Source organism: Hymenobacter wooponensis (genome assembly GCF_004745865.1).
In the GTDB taxonomy this organism is placed as follows: Bacteria; Bacteroidota; Bacteroidia; order Cytophagales; family Hymenobacteraceae; genus Hymenobacter; species Hymenobacter wooponensis.
The window spans coordinates 133155-155741 of the sequence record NZ_SRKZ01000002.1; the positions used below are offsets into that span (position 1 = coordinate 133155).

A 22587-nucleotide genomic window follows, 5' to 3' on the forward strand; every position below is an offset into this window, starting at 1 on the left:
ATGAACTCCTGTTCTGAGCTTAGGATGACTCCTAAAACTTCACCCCTACTGAAGCCAAGAAGTTACGCGTGGCTTGGGGGAAGTACCAATTAAAGGTCTGTTGCAAGCCGTTGGCATCGGGGTAGCCGTAGGTGTAGCCGTTGGCCACATACCGGCGGTTGAGTACATTATTCACCAACAGGCCTAACTCAATTTCCTTCGCAAACACCGGATGAATGGCATAGCGCACCCGGAAATCCAGGACTTGATAAGGCTTGATGCGCCGGTCTTCGCTGGTGGAGTTGTCGAGGTACTGGCGGCTAACAGTTTTGTAGAGCAGGGCCACCCGTAGGCCACTCAGCGGCTGCCCTTCCAGCGTGTGTGCTGATACTACCGACGGTGAATATGATACTGCAGTGGTCCGGCCTGCTGGCGCTACTACAGGGTTGTAGTCGGCATCGTAGGTCACGTCGCGGTAGTTCAGAATGCGGTTACGGCTCAAAGTGAGCGTGCTGCTCAGGCTGAGTAGGTCATTGGCCGAGGCAAAGCCCGTTAGTTCTAGGCCAGTGCGGTAGCTGCGCGCCACGTTGGTTCGCAGGGCCGTTCCCACATCGTTCAGCTGGCCGGTGGCCACCAACTGATTGCGGTAGTGCATGTAGAAATAGTTGGCCTCGAAGCGCACGGCCGTGTTGGTGCCCAGCCAATTGGTATTTGGCAACGACAAGCGGTAGCCGCCTTCGTAATCTTCTAAGCGCTCGGGTTTGGCAGTTTGGTCGCCGGCGGGGCGGTCGGTGAAATCCGCACGAACGGGCTCACGCTGGCCTACGGCGTAGCTGGCATAGAGTTGCTGCCCTTCACCTAGGGAGAAGGTAGCGCCGGCTTTGGGGTTGAAGAAGGTGTACCGGGCGCGGGTTGTTACGTCGTTCTGGTCGTCTTCTACGCCATTGATGTCATACGCAATGTGGCGCAGCTGCAAGTCGGCGTACACGCCCAGGCGCGGTAGCACCTGATAGGTGGCGCGGGCGTAGCCGTTATAATCGGTCTTGGTGGCGTCGTTGAAGTAGTAGCGCTGGCGGATATTGCTGTTAGACGCATACTGAGCCCAGATTACCTCGCCGTAGTGGTCATTGGTGAAGCGGTTCCAGGCGCCGCCCAGCGTGGCCTGCAGCTTGTCATTCTGCTTAGGCTGGTAGTTGAGGGCAAAGGTGCCGCCGTAGAAATAGTTATCCAGCCACTTCTGGTCTACCAGGTTGGTGCGGGTAATGGTTTGGCCGCCAATTACCACGTTCTCCAAGCCGTAATCTGTGAATTTGCGCCGCGCACGGTAGCTCTCGTAGTAGCCAAAGCCGCGGGTGAGGTGCAGCGCTGCCCCAATATTCCAGTCCTGGCCTAGGCCCTGAGAAAGGTGAAGCTGGTAGTGGTTCTGCTGGTAATTGTCGGTCTGGTTGTCGTAGGTGTAGTAGCTGTAGCGGCGGCCTTCGCGGCGTACCCGCTCAGCATCGGCTTCACTCAGCTCCCCGTTGTCGATGAACTGCTGCAATAATGCTTGGTTGCCGGTAATGGCAGGCTCAGGCACCCCGTTCCAGGCCTGATAGGTTTTCTCGCGGCCCGAGAAGGTGATGAACTTAATCAGCGTGTTGTTGGCTTGGTAGCCCGCCGATAGGTAATACGACTTCAGATCTGAAGAAGCGCGGTTCATGTACCCGTCCGTCGCAATCCGCGACAAGCGTCCATCTACGGTGAAGTGCTTGCCCAGTAGGCCCGTCCCGAACGACACGTTGTTTTTCCAGGTATTGAAGGAGCCATAGGTGTTCTGGGTTTCGGCGTAGGCCTCCTGACGGTTTTCCAGGGTCGAAATGTTGATGCTGGCCCCGAAAGCCGCGCCGCCGTTTTGGCTGGTGCCTACACCGCGCTGCACCTGCAGGTTACTGACGGAGGAAGCCAGATCAGGCAGGTTCACCAGAAACGAGCCGCGCGATTCCGGATCGTTCAGGGGCACCCCGTTGATGGTCATGTTGATGCCCGTGTTGCTGGTACCCCGGATGCGGATATCAGTGTAGCCCACGCCGGCGCCGGCGTCGGAATTTACTACCACGGAAGGCGTCTGATCGAGCAGATAAGGCAGGTCCTGCCCGAAGTTGCGCTTGGCCAGTTCCTGCTTGCTTACGTTGGTATAAGCTGTGGCCGTGCGCTCATTGGCGCGGGAGGCAGTAACGAGGGCATCGCCGGTGAGTATGCCGCCAGGCTGCAACGTGAGCTGCAGTTGCTGGGGCGCCTCCTGGCCTAGCACCCGGCTTACCAGTGGCTCATAGCCTACAAACGTGATGCGCAGCTCATGAGCGCCAGCTGCCACGGCGGGCAGCGTGAACGAGCCATCGGCTGCGGCCGCCACGGCCGAGCCATCAAGCAAAATGGTAGCCCCAGGCAGGGCGGTGCCGGTGCCAGCATCGCGGATGGTGCCGGACACGGGGCCTTGCGCCCATGCCGAGCCCGTAAGCGCCAAAATGGCTACTCCGGTGGTTAGTACATTTTTCAACAATGCAACTGGAAAGGTGGAACGGACCCGGCGCCAGGGGTCGGCACCTTCGGTGTTTCGTTCGCGGATCGTTTGTTCCCTTCGCCGGCATTACCCGGGCAGGTTCAATGGGTATGATCTCAGCCGCTACGGCCATACTGGCCTAGAGGCACCCCTAAAACTTATAGCTGCAAAGGTAGGCATGCCTAGGCCAGTTATCAGCAGCGAGCTTACACTTACTTTACTTTCGCCTGATAATCACGTAACTTAGGCAGGACTCAGACCTTCAGAAAATCTTCCTAAACAAAAACAACTCGCACGCGGCCTCCGTTATTCTGCTATAGCTCGCTGCGTCCCATCCCGTCCGACCTTTTAATTATTCTTTCACCATGAACATCATTGTTTACATGCTCGTGGTTTTGGCCATTTTGGTCTACTTCCTCCTCTCGCCGCGCCGTCGGTTTCGGCAGCCCCCTTCCCCCGACAACGACGATGAGGGCGGTGAACCGCTCGATGATGGCCTGCCCGACCTTGACCTGCCCCCCGGCATCACCCGTCCTATCAACGACTGGGAGCCCGATTACGGCCGCCCCACTCGTACGCCCGTGCGCCCTACTGAGCCCATGCTGCTCTAGGCCAGCCAGGGAATACTTCTCTATCTAAAATCAAAAAGAACGTCATGCGGAGCGCAGCCGCAGCGTCTTTACCGGAGCTAATCAACTGTAAGCACTGCGGTAAAGACGCTGCGGCTGCGCTCCGCATGACGTTCTAGTGTATTATGGTCTCGGCCGGTGGGCCATGCGCCTGTTACTGGCCTAGAGCACCGGCTCTTTCAGGTCGCGGGCCATGCGCATGTAAGGAATGGTGCCGCGGTAGAAGCGGTTGCCTTCTGGCTCCAGGCCGAAGGCGCGGTAGAAGGCCTCGTTCACGGCGCGGGCGTCGCACCAGATGCGCTGGGCGCCTTTGGTACGGGCGTACTCCAGCACGTGGCGCAGCAACTTTGAGCCAATGCCCTGGCCCTGGCAGTCGGGGCGGGTGGCAAACTTGCGGAAGCGGGCCACATTGCCATCAATAAACAGGGAGATGACGGATACCAGCTGGTTGTTGTAGAAGGCCCCAAAATGATGGCCCTGCTCGTCGTAGTTCAGCTTAATATAGTCTGGCGACTCCTGGGGCCAGAGCACTTGGTGACGAAGCGGATAGGTTTCGGCGGCCGTAATGGGGCGAATTTGTACTTGGTTTGACATTCAGGCCAAAAGGTTACTCAACAGTGATGCTGTAGGAAGTGAGAAATTGTTGATGGGGGCCCAGCGTCAGAATTCCTTCTTTGTCGGCTAGCTCACCCGAGTCGGTGGTGGAGCTGGCAATGCCGTGCCAGGGCTCAATGCACACAAACGGCGCATTGGCGCCCTTGGTCCACAGGCCTAGGAACGGGAAACCATCGAAGCGCACCCGCACCCCGCGGCCAGAGCGGCGGCTGCGCAAGGTTACGTGGGTGAAGTCGAAATGCTTCAGCACCAGCGCATCGTCGGCGAATAGGGGGTAGCTCAGGGGTAGGGTTTGCTGCTCCTCCAGCAAGGCTGCGGTTTTCCCGTTCAGGAGGCCGCCTTCCAGCAAATGCCGCTCAACGGTTACCGGCTGATCGAAAACGAAGTCGTAGTCCTCAAAAGTTTCGCCTTCAACTAAAGGGCAGCGGAACGCGGGGTGCGCGCCAATGCTAAACAGCAGCTCGGCGGAGCTGGGGTTTCCTACCTCCCACCCCACCGTGAGCATGGTACCCGCCAGCCGGTAGCTGATGCGCAGCACAAAGTCAAAGGGGTATTTGCGGCGGCTTTCTTCATTGGCGCGCAGCTCGAAGGCTACGGCCGTACCAGAATGGTTCAGCACCTGAAACTCTTGGTCGCGGGCAAAACCGTGCTGGCCTAGCGTGTAGGTCTGGCCCTGGTAGCGGAACTCATCTTGCGGCAGGCGGCCCACAATGGGGAACAGCACCGGTGCATGGCGGCCCCACACGGCAGCGTCGCCCTCCCAGATGTACTCCAGCTGGTCAAGGTCCTTGCGGATGAAGCTGCTGAGCTCGGCCCCGTGGGAGTTGATCCCTACGCGGCACTGTTCGTTTTCAAGGAAATACGTCATTTCGATAGCAAGTAGCGGTCAGCGGCCTTACGCGGAATTGGGGCGGGAAGATTCGGCCGCCTGCAGCAGTTCGTCTACATGAAAGCAGGCCTGCGCTAGGCGTTGGGCCGGAGTTCCACTTATTTCGGCAAAGTTCGCTACTTGACTGTGCAATTCGCGCTGGTAGAGGTCGTAAAAATACTGCCGGTGGTTGGGGTGCTCCCGTAGCGGGTCGGGCTCCCAGGGTAAATCTACGTTTAGCAGCAGCACCAAATCGTAGTGGTGCTGGGCAATCTGGCGCAGAATCCACTCGGGGCACTGCCCAAACGCATGCTCCGCCCAGATCTTTATCACTGATAAGTCGGTATCCAGAAAGACCACGGGCTTGCCTAACTGCTGGGCTTGCTGCATAGCTGCCTCTTCAGCCTGCAGTTGCCCGCGGGCTATTGCCTCCAGGTCGGTGAGAGTGTACTCGGGGCCGCGCTCCTCCAGGTACTGGCGAGCATACTCCGGGGCCCAAGCAGTGTGGTACTGCTCGGCCAGCTGGCGACTCAGGGTAGTTTTCCCCGTCGATTCGGGGCCAGTTAGGGCAATTCGCAGCATCAGGCCGGCAGTAGAGAAGAAGATTCGGCCTTACGCAGCGCTTGACGCCACTCCCAATACCCGTAGGCCGCTAAGCCCAGATACACCGCGTAAAGTACGCTGGTTGGGTAAAGCTGCTTGTGCCACAGAATAGGCACGTAAATGATGTCAACTATTATCCAAAGCCACCAATTTTCCAGGCGTTTGCGCATCATCAGAAACTGCGCCGCTAAGCTGCCAGCCGTGGTAAAGCTGTCCCAGTAAGGCACCGTATCCTGTGTATAGTTATCTAAGTAGTAGCCAAAGCCAAAGGTGAAAGCGGGTATAAACAGCCCGCATACCAGCCATTCCCATCGCCGTGTGTGCGAAACAGGCAGCTCCGTTTTGCTACGCCCGCCATATAGCCACTCATACCAGCCATACATGCTCAGGCCGATAAACATGATTTGCAGCATGCTATCAGAATACAGAGCCTGCTGAAAGTACACCACTATGTATAAGGCGCAGCTGAAAATGGCCACGGGAAAATTCCAGAGCGACTCCCGGGCGGCCAGCCATACGCAGGCAAAACCGGTGAGTACGGCTACCCACTCCAGGGGCGTGTTTCCCGCGGCGGAGGTCCAGAGTTCGTATAACGACTGCGACAAAACCAAAAGCACTGTTAGGATCAAGCTAGGCCACTCTTCTGGGGTTGGGTGGCGCGGCAAAGACCAAAGCTAACCCGCCACGGGTTAATTTTGCGGCTGCTCTCGGTTTTTCTTCCCCGCCAGCCTTGCCCTTTATGATTCCTGACCTCACCCCCGAAGACCTGCACACCCGCCTGCAGCGCGGCGACGACCTCCAGCTCATCGACGTGCGCCAGCCGGAGGAGTACGAGTACTGCCGCATCGAGGGCAGCCACCTGATTCCGCTGGGTGAGTTGGCCAGCCGGGCAGAAGAAATTGACCCCGATAGGCCTACGGTGCTCATCTGCCACCACGGGGTGCGCTCTATGCAGGCGCTGGCCTACCTGCAGCACCGCCACGAAATGACCAACCTCCTGAACCTGCGCGGCGGCATTCATGCCTGGAGCACCCGCGTCGATCCGTCGGTAGCGGTGTACTAGGCCTACGTCAGCTCCGCTGAATACCTCCGCGCAAAGTTTGCGGGGAGGTGGGCTAAAATGCTTGAACTATATGCTATGCTCCTCCCCGACCTCCCGATAAAAGACGCGCTACCTGAGTTGCTCCAAACGTTGGAGACTTCTGCTATAGCTGTGCTGCAAGCTCCGCCCGGTGCCGGTAAAACTACCGTGGTGCCGCTGGCCCTGCTGGAAGCCCCGTGGCGGGAAGGAGGCCGCATTATTGTGCTGGAGCCGCGGCGGTTGGCGGCCCGGGCAGCGGCCACGCGCATGGCCCAGCTGTTGGGTGAGCCCGTGGGACAAACGGTGGGTTACCGCATGCGCCTAGAAAGCAAAGTGTCAGCGCAAACCCGGATTGAGGTAGTTACGGAGGTGATTCTGACCCGCCAGCTCCAAGACGATCCGGCTCTGGAGGGCGTAGCAGCAGTGCTGTTCGATGAGTTTCACGAGCGCAGTTTGCAGGCTGACCTAGGCCTAGCACTGGCGCTGGATGCCCAAAGCGTGTTGCGGCCCGACTTACGCCTGCTGGTAATGTCGGCAACGCTGGATGCCGACCGGCTGGGCGCTTGGTTGGGGGCGCCAGTAGTGCGCAGCTTGGGCCGCATGTTTCCAGTAGAAACACATTACCTGAGCCCGGCACGAGCTGCCACCGCCAGCCGCAGGCCCCACGAGAAGCTGCAGGACCTCACGCCAGTCATTATCCGCGAGGCTCTGGCGGAACACGCCACCGGCGATGTGCTGGTGTTTTTACCTGGCCTAGCCGACCAGCGCCGCGTCGCAGATAAGCTTGCCTCCTTGCCTGATAGTATTGACGTGCACGTGCTGCACGGGGAGCTGCCCGCTGAGCAGCAGGACGCGGCCCTGCGCCCGGCCCCTCGTGGGCGCCGCAAAATAGTGCTGGCCACTAGCATCGCCGAAACCAGCTTAACTATTGAGGGCGTTACGATTGTAGTAGATGGCGGTTATGCCCGCGTGCCGCGCTTTGAGCCGCGCACCGGCCTTACCACCCTGGGTACCGAGCCCGTAAGCCAAGCCGCCGCCGACCAGCGCCGGGGCCGTGCCGGCCGCTTGGGGCCAGGCACCTGCTACCGCCTCTGGACCGCCCACGACTTTGAGCAGCTCCCCCACCATCTCGCCCCCGAAATTCTTACCGCCGACCTTAGCGCCCTGGCCCTGGAGCTAGCTCTTTGGGGAGCCCGCGACGCCTCGGCCCTGCGCTGGCTCGATGCCCCGCCCGCCCCGGCTCTAGCCCAGGCCCGCGAGCTGCTGGTGCGCCTCCAAGCCCTCACGCCCGATGGTCAGCCCACGGCTCACGGCCGCCTGCTGGCAGGCCTAGGCTTGGCCCCTCGCCTAGCGCACTTGGTAGTGCGTGGCAAGGAAATAGGCCACGGCGCTACGGCTTGTGCCCTGGCTGCTTTGCTCACCGAGCGCGACATTCTACGCCCCGCAGATGGGTCCTTTGGTCCGCCGGATTTGCGGCTGCGCCTGGAAGCTTTGGCAACGGGTCGGGCCCCACTCCCTGGCCTGCAGCCCGATGCCGGAGCGGTGCGCCGGGTACGCGAAGCCGCTGCCGTGCTCCGCAACCGCGCCGGCGTACGGGGAGAAATAGAGCCAGATGTAGCGGGGCTGCTTGCCGCCCTCGCCTACCCCGACCGCCTAGGCCAGCGGGAAACCCCAGAGCGCGTACGCCTGATAACGGGCCAGCGCGCCCTGCTGCCCGCCGAGTTTTTTAGCTCCCAGGATGTGTTCTTTGCCGTAGCGGCGCTGGATGGCACCGCTGCTCAACCGCGAGCTGGCCTAGCAGCTCCGTTAAGCAAGGCAGAGCTGGAAGAGCACTTCGCAGCACTGATAGAAACCCTGGAGGAAGTACGCTGGGATGATGCCACGGGCCGCGTAGTAGCGCGCCGCCTGCGTCGCCTGGGCGCCTTGGTTTTATCAGAAGCTAACTTACCCAATCCCAGCCCCGAAGCTATTACATCGGCCCTACTAGGCGCTTTGCGGGCCGCAGGCATTAGCCGCCTTCCCTGGAGCGAGGCCGCCACGCATATGCGGGAGCGGCTGGCATTTTTGCATCATGTGGCTCCGGCCACCTGGCCTAGCGTTGCAGATGAGCAGCTACAGGATGAGTTGGAGGATTGGCTGGGGCCCTACCTCACCAACGTAAAATCTCTGACGGATTTAGGCAGGGTAGACCTAGGTGAGGCCCTGCTCAACCGCCTTCCCGGTGGCTGGGCGCAGCGCCAGGAACTCGACCGGTTAGCTCCATCCCACCTCGAAGTACCTACTGGCTCCAACATCCGGCTGGACTACTCTGAGCCAACGGCGCCGGTGCTGGCCGTGCGGCTGCAGGAAGTTTTTGGGCTGCTGGATACGCCCACGGTAGGTGGTGGCCGCGTGCCACTCACGTTGCACTTGCTCTCGCCTGGCTACCGCCCGGCCCAAGTCACCCGCGACCTGCCCAGCTTCTGGACCAGCAGTTACTTTGAGGTGCGTAAGGAGCTGCGTGGCCGCTACCCCAAACACTACTGGCCCGAAAACCCATTGGAGGCGCAAGCCATTCGGGGTACCAAAAAGCAGAATGGCCTGTAGGCCACCAAGCATCGGCTTTGTTAGCTAGCCAACTGGCCTAGCCTAGTTCTCCATGCTTATTGCTCAGTAGGGCAGCTGTTAACTATTCGTCTGCAACTGATAAGTCAACCTACGCAGCGCTCGATGCAGAGCTGGTTCTGAGCCTACTGGTTTACCAGTATTTTTCGTCCTGGAGGGCGCTTTTCCTTCTCTGACCTGAAGTTTTGCCTGCTATAGTCTTTATTCTTGTCCTCCCATCCGTATCCGTCCTCCCAATTCTTTTGACCGTTATGAAACACGTTTTCGCTTTTGCCTTGCTTGGTATCTTCCTGCACATGGCCCGACCCGTTGCGGCTCAGGATGCTACCAAGTGGCGGTTTTACTTCGAGGCAGGCCCAAAAATCAGCGACTTCCGTGCTATGTCTTACGGCGGAACCTACCGCCCCCAGTCAACCTCGCCCTCCTTCTCCGAAGCCGACCGCAGAGTGACTATTCGAAACACGTTTTCGGGCTTCATGCAGGTAAAAGCATTTAAGCCTCTTTCGGAACACGTGGTGCTATCGGGTACGCTAGGGTTGGATATGCAGCATCTGAACTACAAAACCGGCTATACCCAAACGATTATAAACGATATTATCACAGCTTATGAAAATCAGCACATCAGCCGCTTGCTAACCCGCGCCCGCGCCGACTGGGGCATTCACTATCAATTCAATATTGGTGCATCTGGTCACCTCATGCCCGGAGTAGCAGTAGGGCAAATGGTGAATCTTAGCAAAGACGGGTACAGCTACACCTTTATTCAGCCCGGCCTGTACTTCACCAACGACCGGCTGCTGCTTTCTGCTACGGTTTCCGACACTCCTTATAATGTGCTAATCCCGGGTGCTTCACACTTTGAAGGTGTGCTAAACGGCCCCTACACCTACGATGCCGAATACCGCATCCGCGAGTTTCAACTAAGTATCGGCGCTGCTTTCTAACAAGCCAGGCTTATTTCATATCTAAATAAAAAGCCCCGCAGTGTGCAACTGCGGGGCTTTTTGTTGAAGCAGATCTAACTACTCACCGGCCGGGAAGTCAGCAGAGTCGCCGAGGTCGGCCACGGCTTCCAGTTCTTTCACTAGGCCAGTAAACTTTTCGCGGGCCCCTTTCACGGCCGCTTTACCGAGGGGCAAATGCAGGGGCGGGTTTTCTTGGCGCACTACATCAAACATGATTTTAGCAGCGCGCTGCGGGTCGCCGGGCTGCTTGCCACTGTAGCTCTGAATGCCCTTTAGGTTCTCGCCCACAGTGGAGCGGTAATCCTCAATGCTGGTATCGGCATAGGTTGCTGAGCTGCCGGCCCATTCAGTGCGGAAGCCACTGGGCTCAATGTTCGTAACCTTAATGCCGAGCGGTGCTACTTGCTGGGCCAGGCTCTCACCAATGGCTTCCAGAGCAAATTTGCTGGCGTTGTACACGCCCACGCCGGGGAAGGTCTTCAGGCCCCCGATGCTGGTGATATTGAGTACGTGGCCGCTTTTCCGCTCGCGCAGGTGGGGCAGCACGGCCCGCAGCACGCGCAACGGCCCAAACACGTTCACGTCGAACTGCCGCTGCACCTCAGCGTCATCAATTTCTTCGATGCTGCCCAAGGAGCCGTAGCCAGCATTGTTCACGATGACGTCGAGCTGCCCAAAGTGCTGGATGGCGGCCTGTACGGCTTGCTGCACCTGCTGCTCATGCACTACATCACAGACAAAGCCACGCCCGTTTTCACCGGCTTTTTGCGTGAATTCGTCGGCCTGCTCCTGCTTGCGGAAGGTGGCCGCCACTTTGTCGCCGTTGCTGAGGCAATATTCAGCTAACTCTTTACCGAAACCGGTGCTGACGCCAGTAATAAACCAGGTTTTAGTGCTTGCCATGAAATTCAGAGGGGATTAATGAGAGAAAACCAACCTGCTATTTTCGGCTGGCTGGGACTTATAACTCCCGAAATAGCCCAGGGTTTTGAGTGGCCTAGAATTGGCCTGACTTTCCCGAACCACCGCCTTGCAGCAGCTGAATCATTTTCAGCTGATAGAGTGCATTCATGTTCTGCTCATGTAACGGGCGCAAATTTGTGCGCTTTATGTAAAAGCATCAGCCTCAGTGCTACTGGGGCAGCCCTATTCCCGTTTCTAGTCCCACCAACTCCCCTCAGCGGAAAGCCCTAGTGAACTTCACTGGGGCTTTTTATTTGTAGGCCGTACTAAGCAACTCTTGCTGCTTTGCTCAGCATACACGCAAGAATTAACACAAGCACAATTTGGAAATAAGAAGGTCTACAATCGGAAACCCAATTATTCGACGTAATTTTACCTGGCAATAAGCGGAACCTAACCTACTTGTTGCCATGGCCGACCACGCTGCCAAAATTGCCTTCGAGGCGCTTACCTACGACGACGTCCTGCTACTGCCCGGTTATTCGGAAGTACTGCCCCGCGACGCCGACCCCAGCTCCCAGCTCACCCGCAACATCCGGCTCAAGCTTCCCTTCGTTTCTGCGGCAATGGACACCGTGACGGAAGCCGAAATGGCTATTGCCATGGCTCAGGAAGGTGGCATCGGCATGATTCACAAAAACATGAGCATCAAGGCCCAGGCCGAGCTTGTGCGCCGGGTAAAGCGCTCAGAGAGTGGCATGATCCTGGACCCCTTCACGCTGGAAGAAACCGCTACCCTAGCCGATGCCAAGAAGCTGATGCGCAACAACAACATCGGGGGTATTCCGATTGTGGACGATCAGCGCCGCTTGAAAGGCATCCTGACCAACCGCGACCTGCGCTTCGAGAAAGACATGACCCGCTCCGTGTCGGAGGTGATGACCAGCGAGAATCTGGTAACCGCCGATGCCGGTACCGACCAGAACTTAGCCGAGGACATTCTGCAGGAGTCGAAGGTAGAGAAGCTCCCCGTAGTAGACACCGAAGGTCGTCTGGTAGGCCTCATTACCTATAAAGACATTCGGAAACGCCGCCGCACGCCTAACGCTTGCAAAGACGAGTTTGGCCGTTTGCGTGTGGGTGCCGCCGTAGGCGTAACCGCCGACCTCATGGACCGCATTGCCGCACTAGTAGAAGCCGGCGTAGACGTGGTAAGCGTAGACACGGCCCATGGCCACAGCAAAGGGGTACTAGATGCGGTGCGCAACATCAAGCAGCGCTTCCCCAACCTGGAGGTAATTGCTGGCAACGTGGCTACCGCCGAAGGTGCCCGCGCCTTGGCTGATGCCGGTGCCGATGCCGTGAAAGTGGGCGTAGGCCCCGGCTCCATTTGCACCACCCGTATTATTGCCGGTATTGGTGTACCTCAGCTGTCTGCTGTGCTAGAGGCCGCCCGTGGCCTAGAAGGCACTGGCGTTCCACTGATTGCCGATGGTGGTATTAAGTATTCCGGTGACGTGGTGAAGGCGCTGGCTGCCGGTGCTGGTACTATCATGATTGGCTCCTTGCTCGCCGGCACCGAAGAGGCGCCCGGTGAGGTGACGCTCTTCGAAGGCCGCAAGTACAAGAGCTACCGCGGCATGGGCTCAGTTGAAGCCATGGAAGAAGGCTCGAAAGACCGTTACTTCCAGGATGCCGAGGACGACGTGAAGAAGCTGGTGCCAGAAGGAATCGTTGGCCGCGTACCCTATAAAGGGTTGGCCTCGGAAGTTCTTTACCAGCTCTCGGGTGGCCTACGCGCTGGCATGGGCTACTGCGGAGCGGCCACTATTGAGGCACTGCAAACCGCCCGCTTCGTACGCATCACGGGCGCGGGCCTGCGCGAGTCGCACCCCCACGACGTGCAGATCACCCGCGAGGCTCCCAACTACAGCAGCCGCTAATTACGGTTGAGCTTGGTGCTCACAGGTTTTGCCGATGGCCTTTGCGGGTCATCGGCAAATTTGTTTCCATTGAAGCCGCATTGCCAGTGCCTTAAGTTGTGGGCAACATCTAATTTCGTTAGTACACGATAAGAGTTAGCCTTCAGCCCTGTATCTTGGCTGTCCTTTTGGCCCGCTCACTGGTTTCTAGGCCTCTGTACTTAACCCGGATTCATGTCCCTCTCCCGGAAGTCATCTTCCTTTATGCAACCATTCGCCTTGCTTAGTTGGGTTGGGCTCTTGGTGTGTACGCTTCTCTACGCCCGCCCTACGCTGGCACCAGGAGTTGGTACCCCTCCGGGTTGGTTGCTACTGGGGGTGCAGGCAGTGTTTGCCGCTGCCGTATTCTTGCAGGAGCGCGCCCGCCCCGACCGCCTGCGTGGCCTTGATTTTGTAGGCCTCCTGCGAAATCTGCTTTTCGGTCCTGGTCTACTGGCCACCGTGTGTGTACTGCTGCACTTAATAGAACGGCTTCTAAAAGCCGAGATGCCCGGCACCAGCCCGCTGTTGTTCACGGTGCTTTACACCGTAAACGTAGGCCTGTTTATTCTCTTTCTTGCCCGCACCAATTACAGCTGGCGCTCCTTGGTGCTCTTCCGCTCATCGGCCCGCCTGCGCCGTATTTGGGAGTGGTTTGAATTGCTGCTGGGCATTACGCTGCTTTTGAGCTTGGTGCCTCGGTCGTTGCCGTATAGCATGACTACCGCCTTGTTGGGTGGTTTGGCCGTGCTGGGCGTGTATATCAGCAGTCACCAGAAATGGGTGGCCTACCTCAACCGGCGCCAGAAGATTCAGGCCGTGCTGCTGCAGTCGGGCGTGATTGTGGCCATGGGCGTATTTGCAGCCTATTTCCTGCAAACTCAGTACGACCCATTGCTGGTAGCCCCGGCTCCGCAGCACGCTTTCCTGGTGCTAAACGCCTTCTTCGCGGCTTTTTATGCCTTTATGGGGCTGATGGTTACGTTCTTCAATCTGCCAACCGCCGGCGTATTTGAGCAGAAGCGCGAAGAGATACTCAGCCTGCAACGTCTTACTCAGCTCATTCAAAAAAGTCAGACGCCCGAGGAAGTGTACCGCATGCTCTTCGACTCTGCCATTCAAACGGTGGAGGCCGATGCAGCCTGGCTGGAAGTAGAAAGCATCGACGGCATCGACTACTCGGGGCAGCACTACCATATTAGTCCCGAGCAAGCCGCCGCCATTCAGCGGCTGCTAACGGAGTATAACCTAGGCCACATTGAGTATCTCAATAACGACCTGCAAAACAGCGCTGGTTTCCGGAGTTTAGACTTGCCGTATGGGTCGCTGATTGTAATGCCATTGCGCTCTAGCAAGCGTCAGTACGGCGCGCTCTACATGCTCAAGGAGCAGCGCCAGGGCTTCGACCGCGAGAACCTGAGCATCCTGCAGACCTTCACGAGCCAGACGGTACTCAGCATTGAAAACCTGCAGCTGATGCAGGCTTCTATTCAGAACCAGCTGGTGCAAGAGGAGCTCAAGATTGCCTCCTCAGTGCAGGACAGCCTGATTCCGAAAGATCTACCCATCGACAACTGGTTTGAAATCAGCTCGCACGCTCAGGCGGCTAAAGAGGTAGGTGGTGATTTTTACGACTTCCTGCACTTACCCGGCCGACGCTTGGCCGTGCTTATCGGCGACGTTTCGGGCAAGGGCATCACGGCGGCTTTCCACGTGGCTCAGATGAAGGGCATTTTCCATGCGCTGATGCAGGAAAACCCGCTGGCGCGCAATGAGCGGGAGAAATTTCCGGTGCCCAGCAAGTTTATGGCGCAGGCCAATAATGCCCTCGCCCGCTGCTTAGAGAAAGCGGCCTTCATCACGGCATCGCTCTATATTATCGACTATGAGCACGGCGGATTTGTGTTTGCCCGGGCTGGTCACTGCCACACGTTGTACTACCATTCCATCAAGGAAGAGGTATCGTACTTCCATACGGCTGGCCTCGGCCTAGGCATCATTCGCAACGACTCCTACGAGAAACACATCAAGAACCAGTTCTACGATTACAACCCTGGCGACGTAATGGTGATTTACACCGATGGCATTGTGGAAGCGCGCAATGCGGCCGGTGACGAGTATGGCGAAGACCGCCTCCAGTTTATGCTGGAGCAAACCTATTACATGGACGCGGCCGTTATTAAAGAAAAGATCCTGGCTGATTTAGAGGAGTTTAGCCGCGGGCAGCCCATGCATGACGATCAGACGTTGCTCGTCATTAAATTCCGGGCTTCCCAACCCGATATTCCCCTTTAACGTAGCCTTGGGATATGAAAATCAACCAACACACCACCGACCATACGCTCACCCTGGTTCTTGATGGCGAACTGGACGCTAGCTCGTCCGTATTGCTTGACACAGAACTAAACCAACCTTCTATTCTGGAGAACCAGAAGGTCCTAATCGACTGCCAGCGCCTGAACTACATTTCTTCCGCCGGCTTAGGTGTATTTATTTCGCACCTGCAGCGCTTTCAAGACGCCAGCGTGAAACTGGTGTTCTTCAACATGCAGGAGAAAGTGCACAACGTATTTGAAATTCTAGGCTTAGACTCTCTCTTGACGATTGTACCGTCAGAGGCCGAGGCCACCGCTATTTAATCCTACGGGACTATCAGGAGAGAATGAAAAACGCTATAAGAGTCAGCTGCACTCGCCGCAACCTGAAGGTAGTGCGTGACTTTGTGAGCGAATTTCTGGAACACTACCAGCTCTCTGAGCTGCATATCAACCAAATTGTGTTGGCGGTCGATGAAGTAGTGGCCAACCTCATTATTCACGGCAACAGCGAAGACGAATCTCGGTTTCTGGATGTACGGCTCACGATGCAGGAGCGAGAATTTGGCATCGAACTCGAAGACGAAAGTTCAACGAGCTATTCTCCATCCAGCTACCGCGAGCCTGATTTGCATGAGTTCGTCCGGATTGGCAAGAAGGGCGGCGTAGGCATGATGCTAGTGAACCGCATCATGGACCGCGTGGAGTTCACCACTGAAGGGCTCCACAATATTTGCCGACTGTACAAGAAAATAGCGTAAGCTTCGTTTTAACGATAGAAAAGAAAGCACCCCAACTCTAGGGTGCTTTTTTTATGCTTGGCTGGCAAATTGCCGAACTCCGCACGGCGGAAAAAAATCCGTAAAATTGCGTTGGTCAGCCGTCCACGTCCGGGGCACACTCCGGCCGGCTTGAGCGCTTAGAAGAATACTTTCCTCCTGTATGCACAACCGCTTTTTGTTTGCTGGTACGGCTGCCGCCGCCGCGCTGTTGGCCGGCTGCCAAACCACAAAACCTACTACCGCTGCTGCCAAGCAGCCCGTTGTAGAAACTCTTGGCTCCACCCAGGTTCCTACGTCGGAGTTTAGCTATGTATATCGTAAGAATAACAGCTCGGCCCCTGAGTTTGGCACCAAAGCCAGCGTAGCCGAGTACCTCGACCTCTACACCAACTTTAAGCTTAAGGTACTGGAAGCCGAGCAGCGCGGCCTGGATACCACGCAAGCCTTCAAGCGTGAGCTGGACGGCTATAAGCAGCAGCTGGCCCAGCCCTACCTGACCGAAAAAAGCGTGACGGATAAGCTGGTGCGAGAGGCCTACGACCGCATGAGCAAGGAGGTAAGCGCCTCACACATCCTGCTTCGGGTTCAGCCCGACGCCGACCCCAAGGATACGCTGGCGGTGTACCAGCGCATAATGGCTTTGCGCCAGCGCGTAACGGGCGGTGAAGATTTTAATAAAGTAGCTCGTGAGAATTCTGAAGACCCCTCAGCCCGCGACAATGGTGGCCAGCTGGGGTACTTCACCGCCATGCAAATGGTGTATCCGTTTGAGTCAGTGGCCTACAACACGCCCGTAGGCCAAGTGTCGCAGCCGGTGCGCACGCGCTACGGGTACCACATCATCAAGGTGAATGATATGCGCCCCGCTCAGGGCGAAATCAAGGTGGCCCACCTCATGATTCGGACCACGCCGGGTATGCCCAAGGCTGACTCGGTTACCGTCAAGAAGAAGGTAGATGAACTCTACAGCCGCCTCACGCAGCGCAAGGAGAACTGGGAGAAGCTGGTAGCGCAGTTTTCGGAAGACGCCGGCTCGGCGGCCAACAGCGGGGAGTTGCCGCCCTTCGGTACGGGCCGCATGATTCCGAGCTTCGAGGAAGCCGCTTTCAAGCTTCAGAAGCCCGGCGACCTATCTAAGCCCGTGCAGACGCCCTACGGCTGGCACATTATCCGTCTGATTGAAAAGCAGCCTGTTCCGTCCTTTGAGGCCATGGAGCCCACGCTGAAAAGCAAGGTGGCCAAAGACTCGCGGGCCGAGCTAAACCGAGCCGCCTTCCTGAAGCGCGTACGCACGGAAAACAACTTTACGGAGAACTCGGCCGGCAAGGACTATGCCTTCGCCAAAGCCGACACAGCCGTGGTGAACGGCCGCTTCCGATACACGGCCCCGGCCCCAGCTGCAGCGCCTGCTAAAGGCAAGAAAGCCGCTGGCGGCGACAGCCAAACGTTGTTCACCATTCAGAGCAAGCCTTATCTGGTATCCGACTTCCTGGCCTACGTGCAGCAAAACCAGAAGCCGCGGCCCGGGGCCGATGCTCGCTTTACCATGCAGCAGCTCTACGACCAGTACGTGGACCAGAGCTTGACGGAGTATGAAAAAGCCAACCTGGAAAACAAGTACGAGGACTACCGCATGCTGGTGAAGGAATACCGAGATGGTATTCTGCTTTTCCAGCTGATGGATGAGAAGGTATGGAGCAAAGCCATTGAGGATACTGTAGGCCTGCAGCAGTACTTTACCGCCAACCAGGCCAAGTACCAGTGGGAGCCGCGCGTTCAGGCTACCGTAATCAGTGCGGCCTCGCCCCAGTTGCTGGCTAAGGCCCAGCAGCTGCAGAAAGCCGGCAGCTACCCGCTCAAGAGTGGCCTACCAGTGCCAGTTGCATTCAAAGCTAATTCGGCTGAGCTGCCAGCTGCAGTGCCTGCCTTGGATGAACTGGCCTTCCGCTTGGCAAACGACGCAACGCTGACCCGCACGACTGTTGTAGGCCACAGTAAGAAAGGTGAAACGCCCGCCTTGGCCCGCCGCCGCGCCGACCGCGTAGTGGCCTACCTGCGCAGCAAAGGAGCCAACGCCGCCCGCCTCACCGCTACGTCCGACACCCGCGCCACTGCCAGCAACGTAACGTTTGATATAACCACCACCAACCCTGCCGCTCTGGAAGCCCTGCTGAATGAGCAGAACCCATTGTCGGTGCAGGTGCAGCAGCGCAGCTTCCAGAAGGGCGACAACAAGGCAGTAGATCAGTTCATGGGCAGTGCCCCCGGCACGTACACCACGCAGCAAGACGGCCGCTACTACTCCGTGCAAGTAGAGAAGCAACTGCCGGCTGGCCCCAAAACTCTTAACGAGGCCCGTGGCCAGGCCACCTCCGACTACCAGAACTACCTGGAGAAAGAATGGGTAACCCAGCTGCGTGAGAAGTACCCAGTTAAAATTAATCAGGCCGAGGTAGACAAGCTGATTACAAAGCAATAGTGGCCTAGAACGCCCGCAATGGCTGATAGGAGCTTGAATGGACTAGAAAACCATTTGGGCTCCTATCTTCTTTTTCTGGCATGCAACGCTAGGCCAGCTGGCAGGCTCTTCTCCCAAACACACTGCCGCTGATGAGGCCTCGGGTTGTTTTTGCCAGAGAAAGTATTTATGATGAAATTTACGGGCGGCTTTTGGCGTTTTGCCTGCTGTCTGGCCTGCGGAGCTTACGCGCTCATGCGGGCATTACTTGGTAAAAATTCCATGATTCAATTTTTGCATACGTCGGCCCGTGGGGTGCTCCTGAGTGCGGCCCTGTTGGCGGCATCGGTTACGGCTAGTTACGCACAGCTGGGCTTGGCACGCCCCGTTGGCCGTCAGGTTCTCGATGGCATTGTGGCCAAGGTCGACAACCAGATTGTCTTGCGCTCCGACGTGGAAGCTCTCTACGCCCAGGAGCAGGCCCGCGCCGAAGGCAAGCCTCTGCCCCCCAACCTGCGCTGCCAGATTCTGCAGAGCTTAGCCCTAAACAAACTCATGCTGGCCAAAGCCGAGACCGACTCGGTAGTGGTGGAAGACTCGCGGGTGAAAAGCGAGCTAGACCGCCGCATGGCCTACTTCATCCAGCAGATCGGCTCGGAGAAGAAGCTGGAGGAGTATTACAACAAGCCTGTAAAGCAACTTAAGGAAGAGTTGCGTGTGCAGGTGAAAGAGCAGCTGGTGCAGCAGGAAATGCAGGAGAAAATTTCCGGCAAGGTGTCGGTAACTCCCCGCGAAGTGCGCCAGTTCTTCAACCGGATTCCCAAGGATAGCCTGCCCTACTACTCTACAGAGGTAGAAGTAGGCCAGATCATCCGGTTTGCTAAGACTAACACCAAGGCGAAGCAAGCTGCCCAGGCCAAGCTCAACGAGCTGCGGGCCCGCATCCAGGGCGGCGAAGACTTTGCTACCCTAGCCAAGCAGTTTTCTCAAGACCCCGGCTCGGCGGCTGAAGGTGGCTACTTGGGCTTCTTTAAGCGCCGCGAGCTGGTACCTGAGTATGAGGCTGCCGCCCTGCGCCTAGAGCCCGGTCAACTGTCGCCGGTAGTGGAGTCGCCGTTTGGCTTTCACCTTATTCAGCTCATTGAGCGCAAAGGCGACAGCTTCAGCACGCGTCATATCCTGCTAAAACCTGAAACCGGCGCCGCCGATGCGAATGAAGCCGCTCAGGAACTGGCCAAGCTTCGCCGCCGCATCCTCAGCGACAGTATTACGTTTGCTAAAGCCGCTAAGGACAACTCGGAGGATAAACTAACCAGCGGCAATGGTGGCCTGATTGCAAACCGCCAGGACGGCAGCTCTTACTTGCCCCTCGACAAGCTAGACCCCGCTATCTTCTTCGCCATTGATACTATGAAGGTGGGCAGCATCACGGCACCCATGCCTTACCGTACCGATGATGGCAAGGATGCCATGCGCATTTTGTGGTTGAAGTCGAACACGCCGCCTCACCAGGCCAACCTCACCGACGACTACCAGAAGATTGCCGCTGCTGCTCTCAACGAGAAAAAGAACAAGGCGCTGGATGAGTGGTTTGCCGCCAACCGCAACACGGTATATCTGGAGGTAGACCCGCAGTACGCCGACTGTCAAGTACTGACTACCGTTAACTAAGACCGAAGTGAACTAAAAGACATGGGAAGCAGGGCTTCTCATGTCTTTTAGTGTTTTAAAGCTGCATGTGCAGCTTCCGCCCGACAGTGGGCGTCTCATCACTTCTCCTCTTTCGCTATTTATGGCTAAAACATTCTCATCTGATAAAGAAGCCGCCGACTCGCTGGCGCAGGCCTACCGCACGTTGCGCCAGGAAATTGGCAAAGTGATTATCGGGCAGGAAGAGGTGGTGAAGCTGGTGCTGACGGCCGTATTCTCGCAAGGCCATTGTCTGTTGGTGGGAGTACCTGGCCTAGCCAAGACGCTACTCATTCAGACGATTGCCGACTCGCTAGACCTCTCCTTCAACCGGGTGCAGTTCACGCCTGACCTGATGCCATCGGACATTGTAGGTTCGGAAACCCTGAATCAGCAGCGTGACTTCCACTTTGTTCCGGGCCCCATCTTCGCCAACATTGTGCTGGCCGACGAAATCAACCGCACCCCGCCCAAAACTCAGGCGGCGCTGCTGGAAAGCATGCAGGAATACGCTGTAACGGTAGCCGGCAAGCGCTACCCGCTAGAGCGCCCGTTCTTCGTGCTGGCCACCCAGAACCCCATTGAGCAGGAAGGCACTTACCCCCTGCCCGAAGCGCAGCTCGACCGCTTCATGTTTAACATTGAGCTTGGCTACCCGAGCTACGAAGCAGAGCTGCAGATTGTGAAGAATACTACCTCGGATACCAAGCCAACGGTTTCCAAGATTCTGCACGCCGACGAAATACAGGCCTACCAGCACCTGGTGCGCCGCGTACCCGTGGCCGACAATGTGGTAGAGTACGCCGTAAGCCTCGTGCACAAAACCCGCCCAAATACGGACCGGGCCGGCGCGCGTGCCACTCAGCTTCTAGAGTGGGGAGCGGGCCCGCGTGCTTCGCAGCACCTCATTGTAGGCGCTAAGTGCAATGCGCTGCTCAACGGCAAGTACTCGCCCGATATTGAGGACGTGAAAGCAGTAGCCCTGCCCATCTTGCGCCACCGTTTGGTGCGTAACTTTAAGGCCGAAGCCGAAGGCGTCACTGTAGAGCAGATTGTAAAAGAGTTGTTATAAACCTTTGACTTGCCTGCTATAGCCTTCAACAGGCTGCCGTTTGCACAGACCCAAAGGCCCAAAACCAATACCCAATACCCTATATAATGGAAGCAGCCGGTTACTACCAGCAGTTTGAGCGCAACGTAAAAATCATTCTCGATGCGTTGGATGCAGGTCTCGATGTTCGTACCACGCACCTAAACACGGCACTGCCAATTGAAGTGTACGTGCTGTGCGAAGTGCTGAACCAAGGTGGTGAACATTTCCGCCTCACCACGCAAGGCCTAGATCTGCTGCGCGAATTTGCCGCTCAGTACTTGCAGCACGAGTCGGCTACGGAGGCCACGATGCGGCGCATTCTGGAGGACAAAAAGGCCATGATGCGTACACCGGAAGGTCGGGTACTGACCAAGGAAATGCTAATTCGGCGCCTGGAGTTCTTCAATGAAGCTGCTCGCCTCGTGAATGTAATGCGCACCCAGCATGCGTTAGGCAGCCCTCCTCAGTCGCGCTCAGGCAACGGAATTGCCCTGCAGAAATAGCCTAAGACTGGCCTAGCCACTCACTCAGGACCCAAAAACAAACGCGCCTCTTCCGTGGAAGAGGCGCGTTTGTTTTTAATAGACACAGAGCTGGTTGCGCTACGACATAGAAGCAGAGGCTTCCTTACGCACCTTGGTATTGCCTTCTTTGGAGTGTTTCAGGTTAAGCTCGCCAGCAGGTTCCTTTTTGAGGTGGCTGGGTACTTCATCGCCGTGTGGGCCTTTGGAAACGGTTACGCCACCATCCACATAATAGATGGCCCCCGTTACGAAGCTAGCTTCATCGGAAGCCAAGAAGAGGTACACGTTGGCTACTTCTTCTGGCGTACCACGCCGGCCCATGGGCACACCTTGGGTGGTGAGCTTCTCCATCTTAGCATCCATAGGGCCAGTTTCCTTATGAGTCCAAGCCGTATCAATAGGCCCCGGCCCTACAATGTTGGAGCGCACGCCAAACTTAGCCTGCTCTACAGCCACGCCCTTCTGGAAAGCATGCACGAAGCCTTTGGTGCCGCCGTACGGTGTGTTCTGCGGCTCGCCCATGTGGCCGGCCTCCGAGCCCGCCGACACAATGTTGCCATGTGTTTTCTGCAGGTGCGGAATAGCTGCCTTCGTCATCATAAAGTTCGAGTAGATGTTGTTCTTGATCATATACTCAAACGCTTCCAGCGGATACTTATCAATAGTGGAAGTGGTTGGGAAGGCTCCGGCGTTGTTCACTAGTATATCTAGTTTCCCAAATTCCTTTACGGCGGCCTTTACGCAAGATTCCGCGGCTTCCTCCAGGGAAATATCGGCGAGGTAGCCAATGGCGCGGCCACCTTCGGCTAAAATCTCGTCTACTACTTCGCGCACCGGGTCCGAATCGAGGCCTACGACCACTACGGCCGCGCCTTCACGGGCAAATTTCTTGCTGATGGCTTCCCCAATCCCGGAACCACCACCAGTTACAATAGCTACTTTATTTTCGAGTCTTCCTTTCATCGGAGTAAACTATGGA

The 22587-nt window shown here is 57.2% G+C and carries 19 protein-coding genes and 1 riboswitch; of the genes, 12 read left to right on the forward strand and 7 right to left on the reverse strand.

What is annotated here, in order from left to right:
* Positions 1–31 precede the first annotated feature (31 nt).
* On the reverse strand, positions 32–2515 hold the full coding sequence (locus EU557_RS06710) for a TonB-dependent receptor (protein WP_135529660.1): 2484 nt from the start codon (positions 2513–2515) through the stop codon (positions 32–34).
* Positions 2516–2573: 58 nt separating this feature from the next.
* Positions 2574–2681, reverse strand: a riboswitch (TPP riboswitch).
* A 202-nt stretch (positions 2682–2883) separates the two neighbouring features.
* Between EU557_RS06710 and EU557_RS06715 the strand changes: the two genes are divergently transcribed.
* Entirely contained in the window at positions 2884–3129 is a 246-nt protein-coding gene (locus tag EU557_RS06715; protein ID WP_135529661.1) for a hypothetical protein, read from the forward strand.
* A gap of 180 nt (positions 3130–3309) precedes the next feature.
* Here the strand turns inward: EU557_RS06715 and EU557_RS06720 are convergent, their stop codons facing one another.
* From EU557_RS06720 to pnuC, 4 genes are read right to left on the reverse strand one after another with little or no spacing between them, the layout of a single operon-like run.
* Positions 3310–3741 carry a GNAT family N-acetyltransferase gene (locus tag EU557_RS06720; protein WP_135529662.1) on the reverse strand — a complete coding sequence of 144 codons (432 nt, stop codon included), beginning with the start codon at positions 3739–3741 and terminating at the stop codon, positions 3310–3312.
* Positions 3742–3754: 13 nt separating this feature from the next.
* Positions 3755–4630, reverse strand: coding sequence for an aldose 1-epimerase family protein (locus EU557_RS06725; RefSeq protein ID WP_135529663.1), 876 nt, complete (start codon positions 4628–4630; stop codon positions 3755–3757).
* Positions 4631–4657: 27 nt separating this feature from the next.
* Positions 4658–5212, reverse strand: a complete 555-nt coding sequence (locus EU557_RS06730) for an AAA family ATPase (RefSeq protein WP_135529664.1) — start codon at positions 5210–5212, stop codon at positions 4658–4660.
* Entirely contained in the window at positions 5212–5838 is a 627-nt protein-coding gene (pnuC, locus tag EU557_RS06735) for a nicotinamide riboside transporter PnuC (protein ID WP_167855113.1), read from the reverse strand. Before pnuC ends, EU557_RS06730 begins: the two co-directional genes overlap by 1 nt.
* 134 nt (positions 5839–5972) lie before the next feature.
* Between pnuC and EU557_RS06740 the strand changes: the two genes are divergently transcribed.
* The 3 genes from EU557_RS06740 (at position 5973) to EU557_RS06750 (ending at position 9862) form a co-directional block, all read left to right on the forward strand.
* Positions 5973–6296 carry a rhodanese-like domain-containing protein gene (locus tag EU557_RS06740; protein WP_135529666.1) on the forward strand — a complete coding sequence of 108 codons (324 nt, stop codon included), beginning with the start codon at positions 5973–5975 and terminating at the stop codon, positions 6294–6296.
* A 75-nt stretch (positions 6297–6371) separates the two neighbouring features.
* Positions 6372–8900: an ATP-dependent helicase HrpB gene (gene hrpB, locus EU557_RS06745; RefSeq protein WP_135529667.1), complete on the forward strand. Its 2529-nt coding sequence runs from the start codon at positions 6372–6374 to the stop codon at positions 8898–8900.
* A 269-nt stretch (positions 8901–9169) separates the two neighbouring features.
* Positions 9170–9862, forward strand: a complete 693-nt coding sequence (locus EU557_RS06750) for a hypothetical protein (RefSeq protein ID WP_135529668.1) — start codon at positions 9170–9172, stop codon at positions 9860–9862.
* Between the two features lie 78 nt (positions 9863–9940).
* Here EU557_RS06750 and EU557_RS06755 read toward each other — a convergent pair whose 3' ends face one another.
* Positions 9941–10786 carry an oxidoreductase gene (locus tag EU557_RS06755; protein WP_135529669.1) on the reverse strand — a complete coding sequence of 282 codons (846 nt, stop codon included), beginning with the start codon at positions 10784–10786 and terminating at the stop codon, positions 9941–9943.
* Between the two features lie 470 nt (positions 10787–11256).
* On the opposite strand from EU557_RS06755, the gene guaB reads away from it, so the two are divergent.
* The 8 genes from guaB (at position 11257) to EU557_RS06795 (ending at position 21587) form a co-directional block, all read left to right on the forward strand.
* Entirely contained in the window at positions 11257–12729 is a 1473-nt protein-coding gene (gene guaB / locus EU557_RS06760; RefSeq protein ID WP_135529670.1) for an IMP dehydrogenase, read from the forward strand.
* A gap of 213 nt (positions 12730–12942) precedes the next feature.
* Positions 12943–15042, forward strand: a complete 2100-nt coding sequence (locus EU557_RS06765) for a PP2C family protein-serine/threonine phosphatase (protein ID WP_135529671.1) — start codon at positions 12943–12945, stop codon at positions 15040–15042.
* 14 nt (positions 15043–15056) lie between these two features.
* The gene (locus EU557_RS06770) at positions 15057–15386 is read left to right on the forward strand and encodes an STAS domain-containing protein (protein ID WP_135529672.1); all 330 of its coding nucleotides are present in this window, start codon (positions 15057–15059) and stop codon (positions 15384–15386) included.
* A gap of 23 nt (positions 15387–15409) precedes the next feature.
* The gene (locus EU557_RS06775; RefSeq protein WP_135529673.1) at positions 15410–15823 is read left to right on the forward strand and encodes an ATP-binding protein; all 414 of its coding nucleotides are present in this window, start codon (positions 15410–15412) and stop codon (positions 15821–15823) included.
* A 181-nt stretch (positions 15824–16004) separates the two neighbouring features.
* Positions 16005–18323, forward strand: a complete 2319-nt coding sequence (locus EU557_RS06780; RefSeq protein ID WP_135529674.1) for a peptidylprolyl isomerase — start codon at positions 16005–16007, stop codon at positions 18321–18323.
* 261 nt (positions 18324–18584) lie between these two features.
* Entirely contained in the window at positions 18585–19973 is a 1389-nt protein-coding gene (locus tag EU557_RS06785) for a peptidylprolyl isomerase (protein WP_135529675.1), read from the forward strand.
* Positions 19974–20094: 121 nt separating this feature from the next.
* A complete protein-coding gene (locus tag EU557_RS06790) occupies positions 20095–21063 on the forward strand; it encodes an AAA family ATPase (protein WP_135529676.1) in 969 nt (322 codons plus the stop codon).
* Positions 21064–21149: 86 nt separating this feature from the next.
* Complete coding sequence (locus EU557_RS06795; RefSeq protein WP_135529677.1) at positions 21150–21587, forward strand: hypothetical protein; 438 nt, start codon at positions 21150–21152, stop codon at positions 21585–21587.
* A 99-nt stretch (positions 21588–21686) separates the two neighbouring features.
* Here the strand turns inward: EU557_RS06795 and EU557_RS06800 are convergent, their stop codons facing one another.
* Positions 21687–22571: an SDR family NAD(P)-dependent oxidoreductase gene (locus tag EU557_RS06800; RefSeq protein WP_135529678.1), complete on the reverse strand. Its 885-nt coding sequence runs from the start codon at positions 22569–22571 to the stop codon at positions 21687–21689.
* Positions 22572–22587 lie beyond the last annotated feature (16 nt).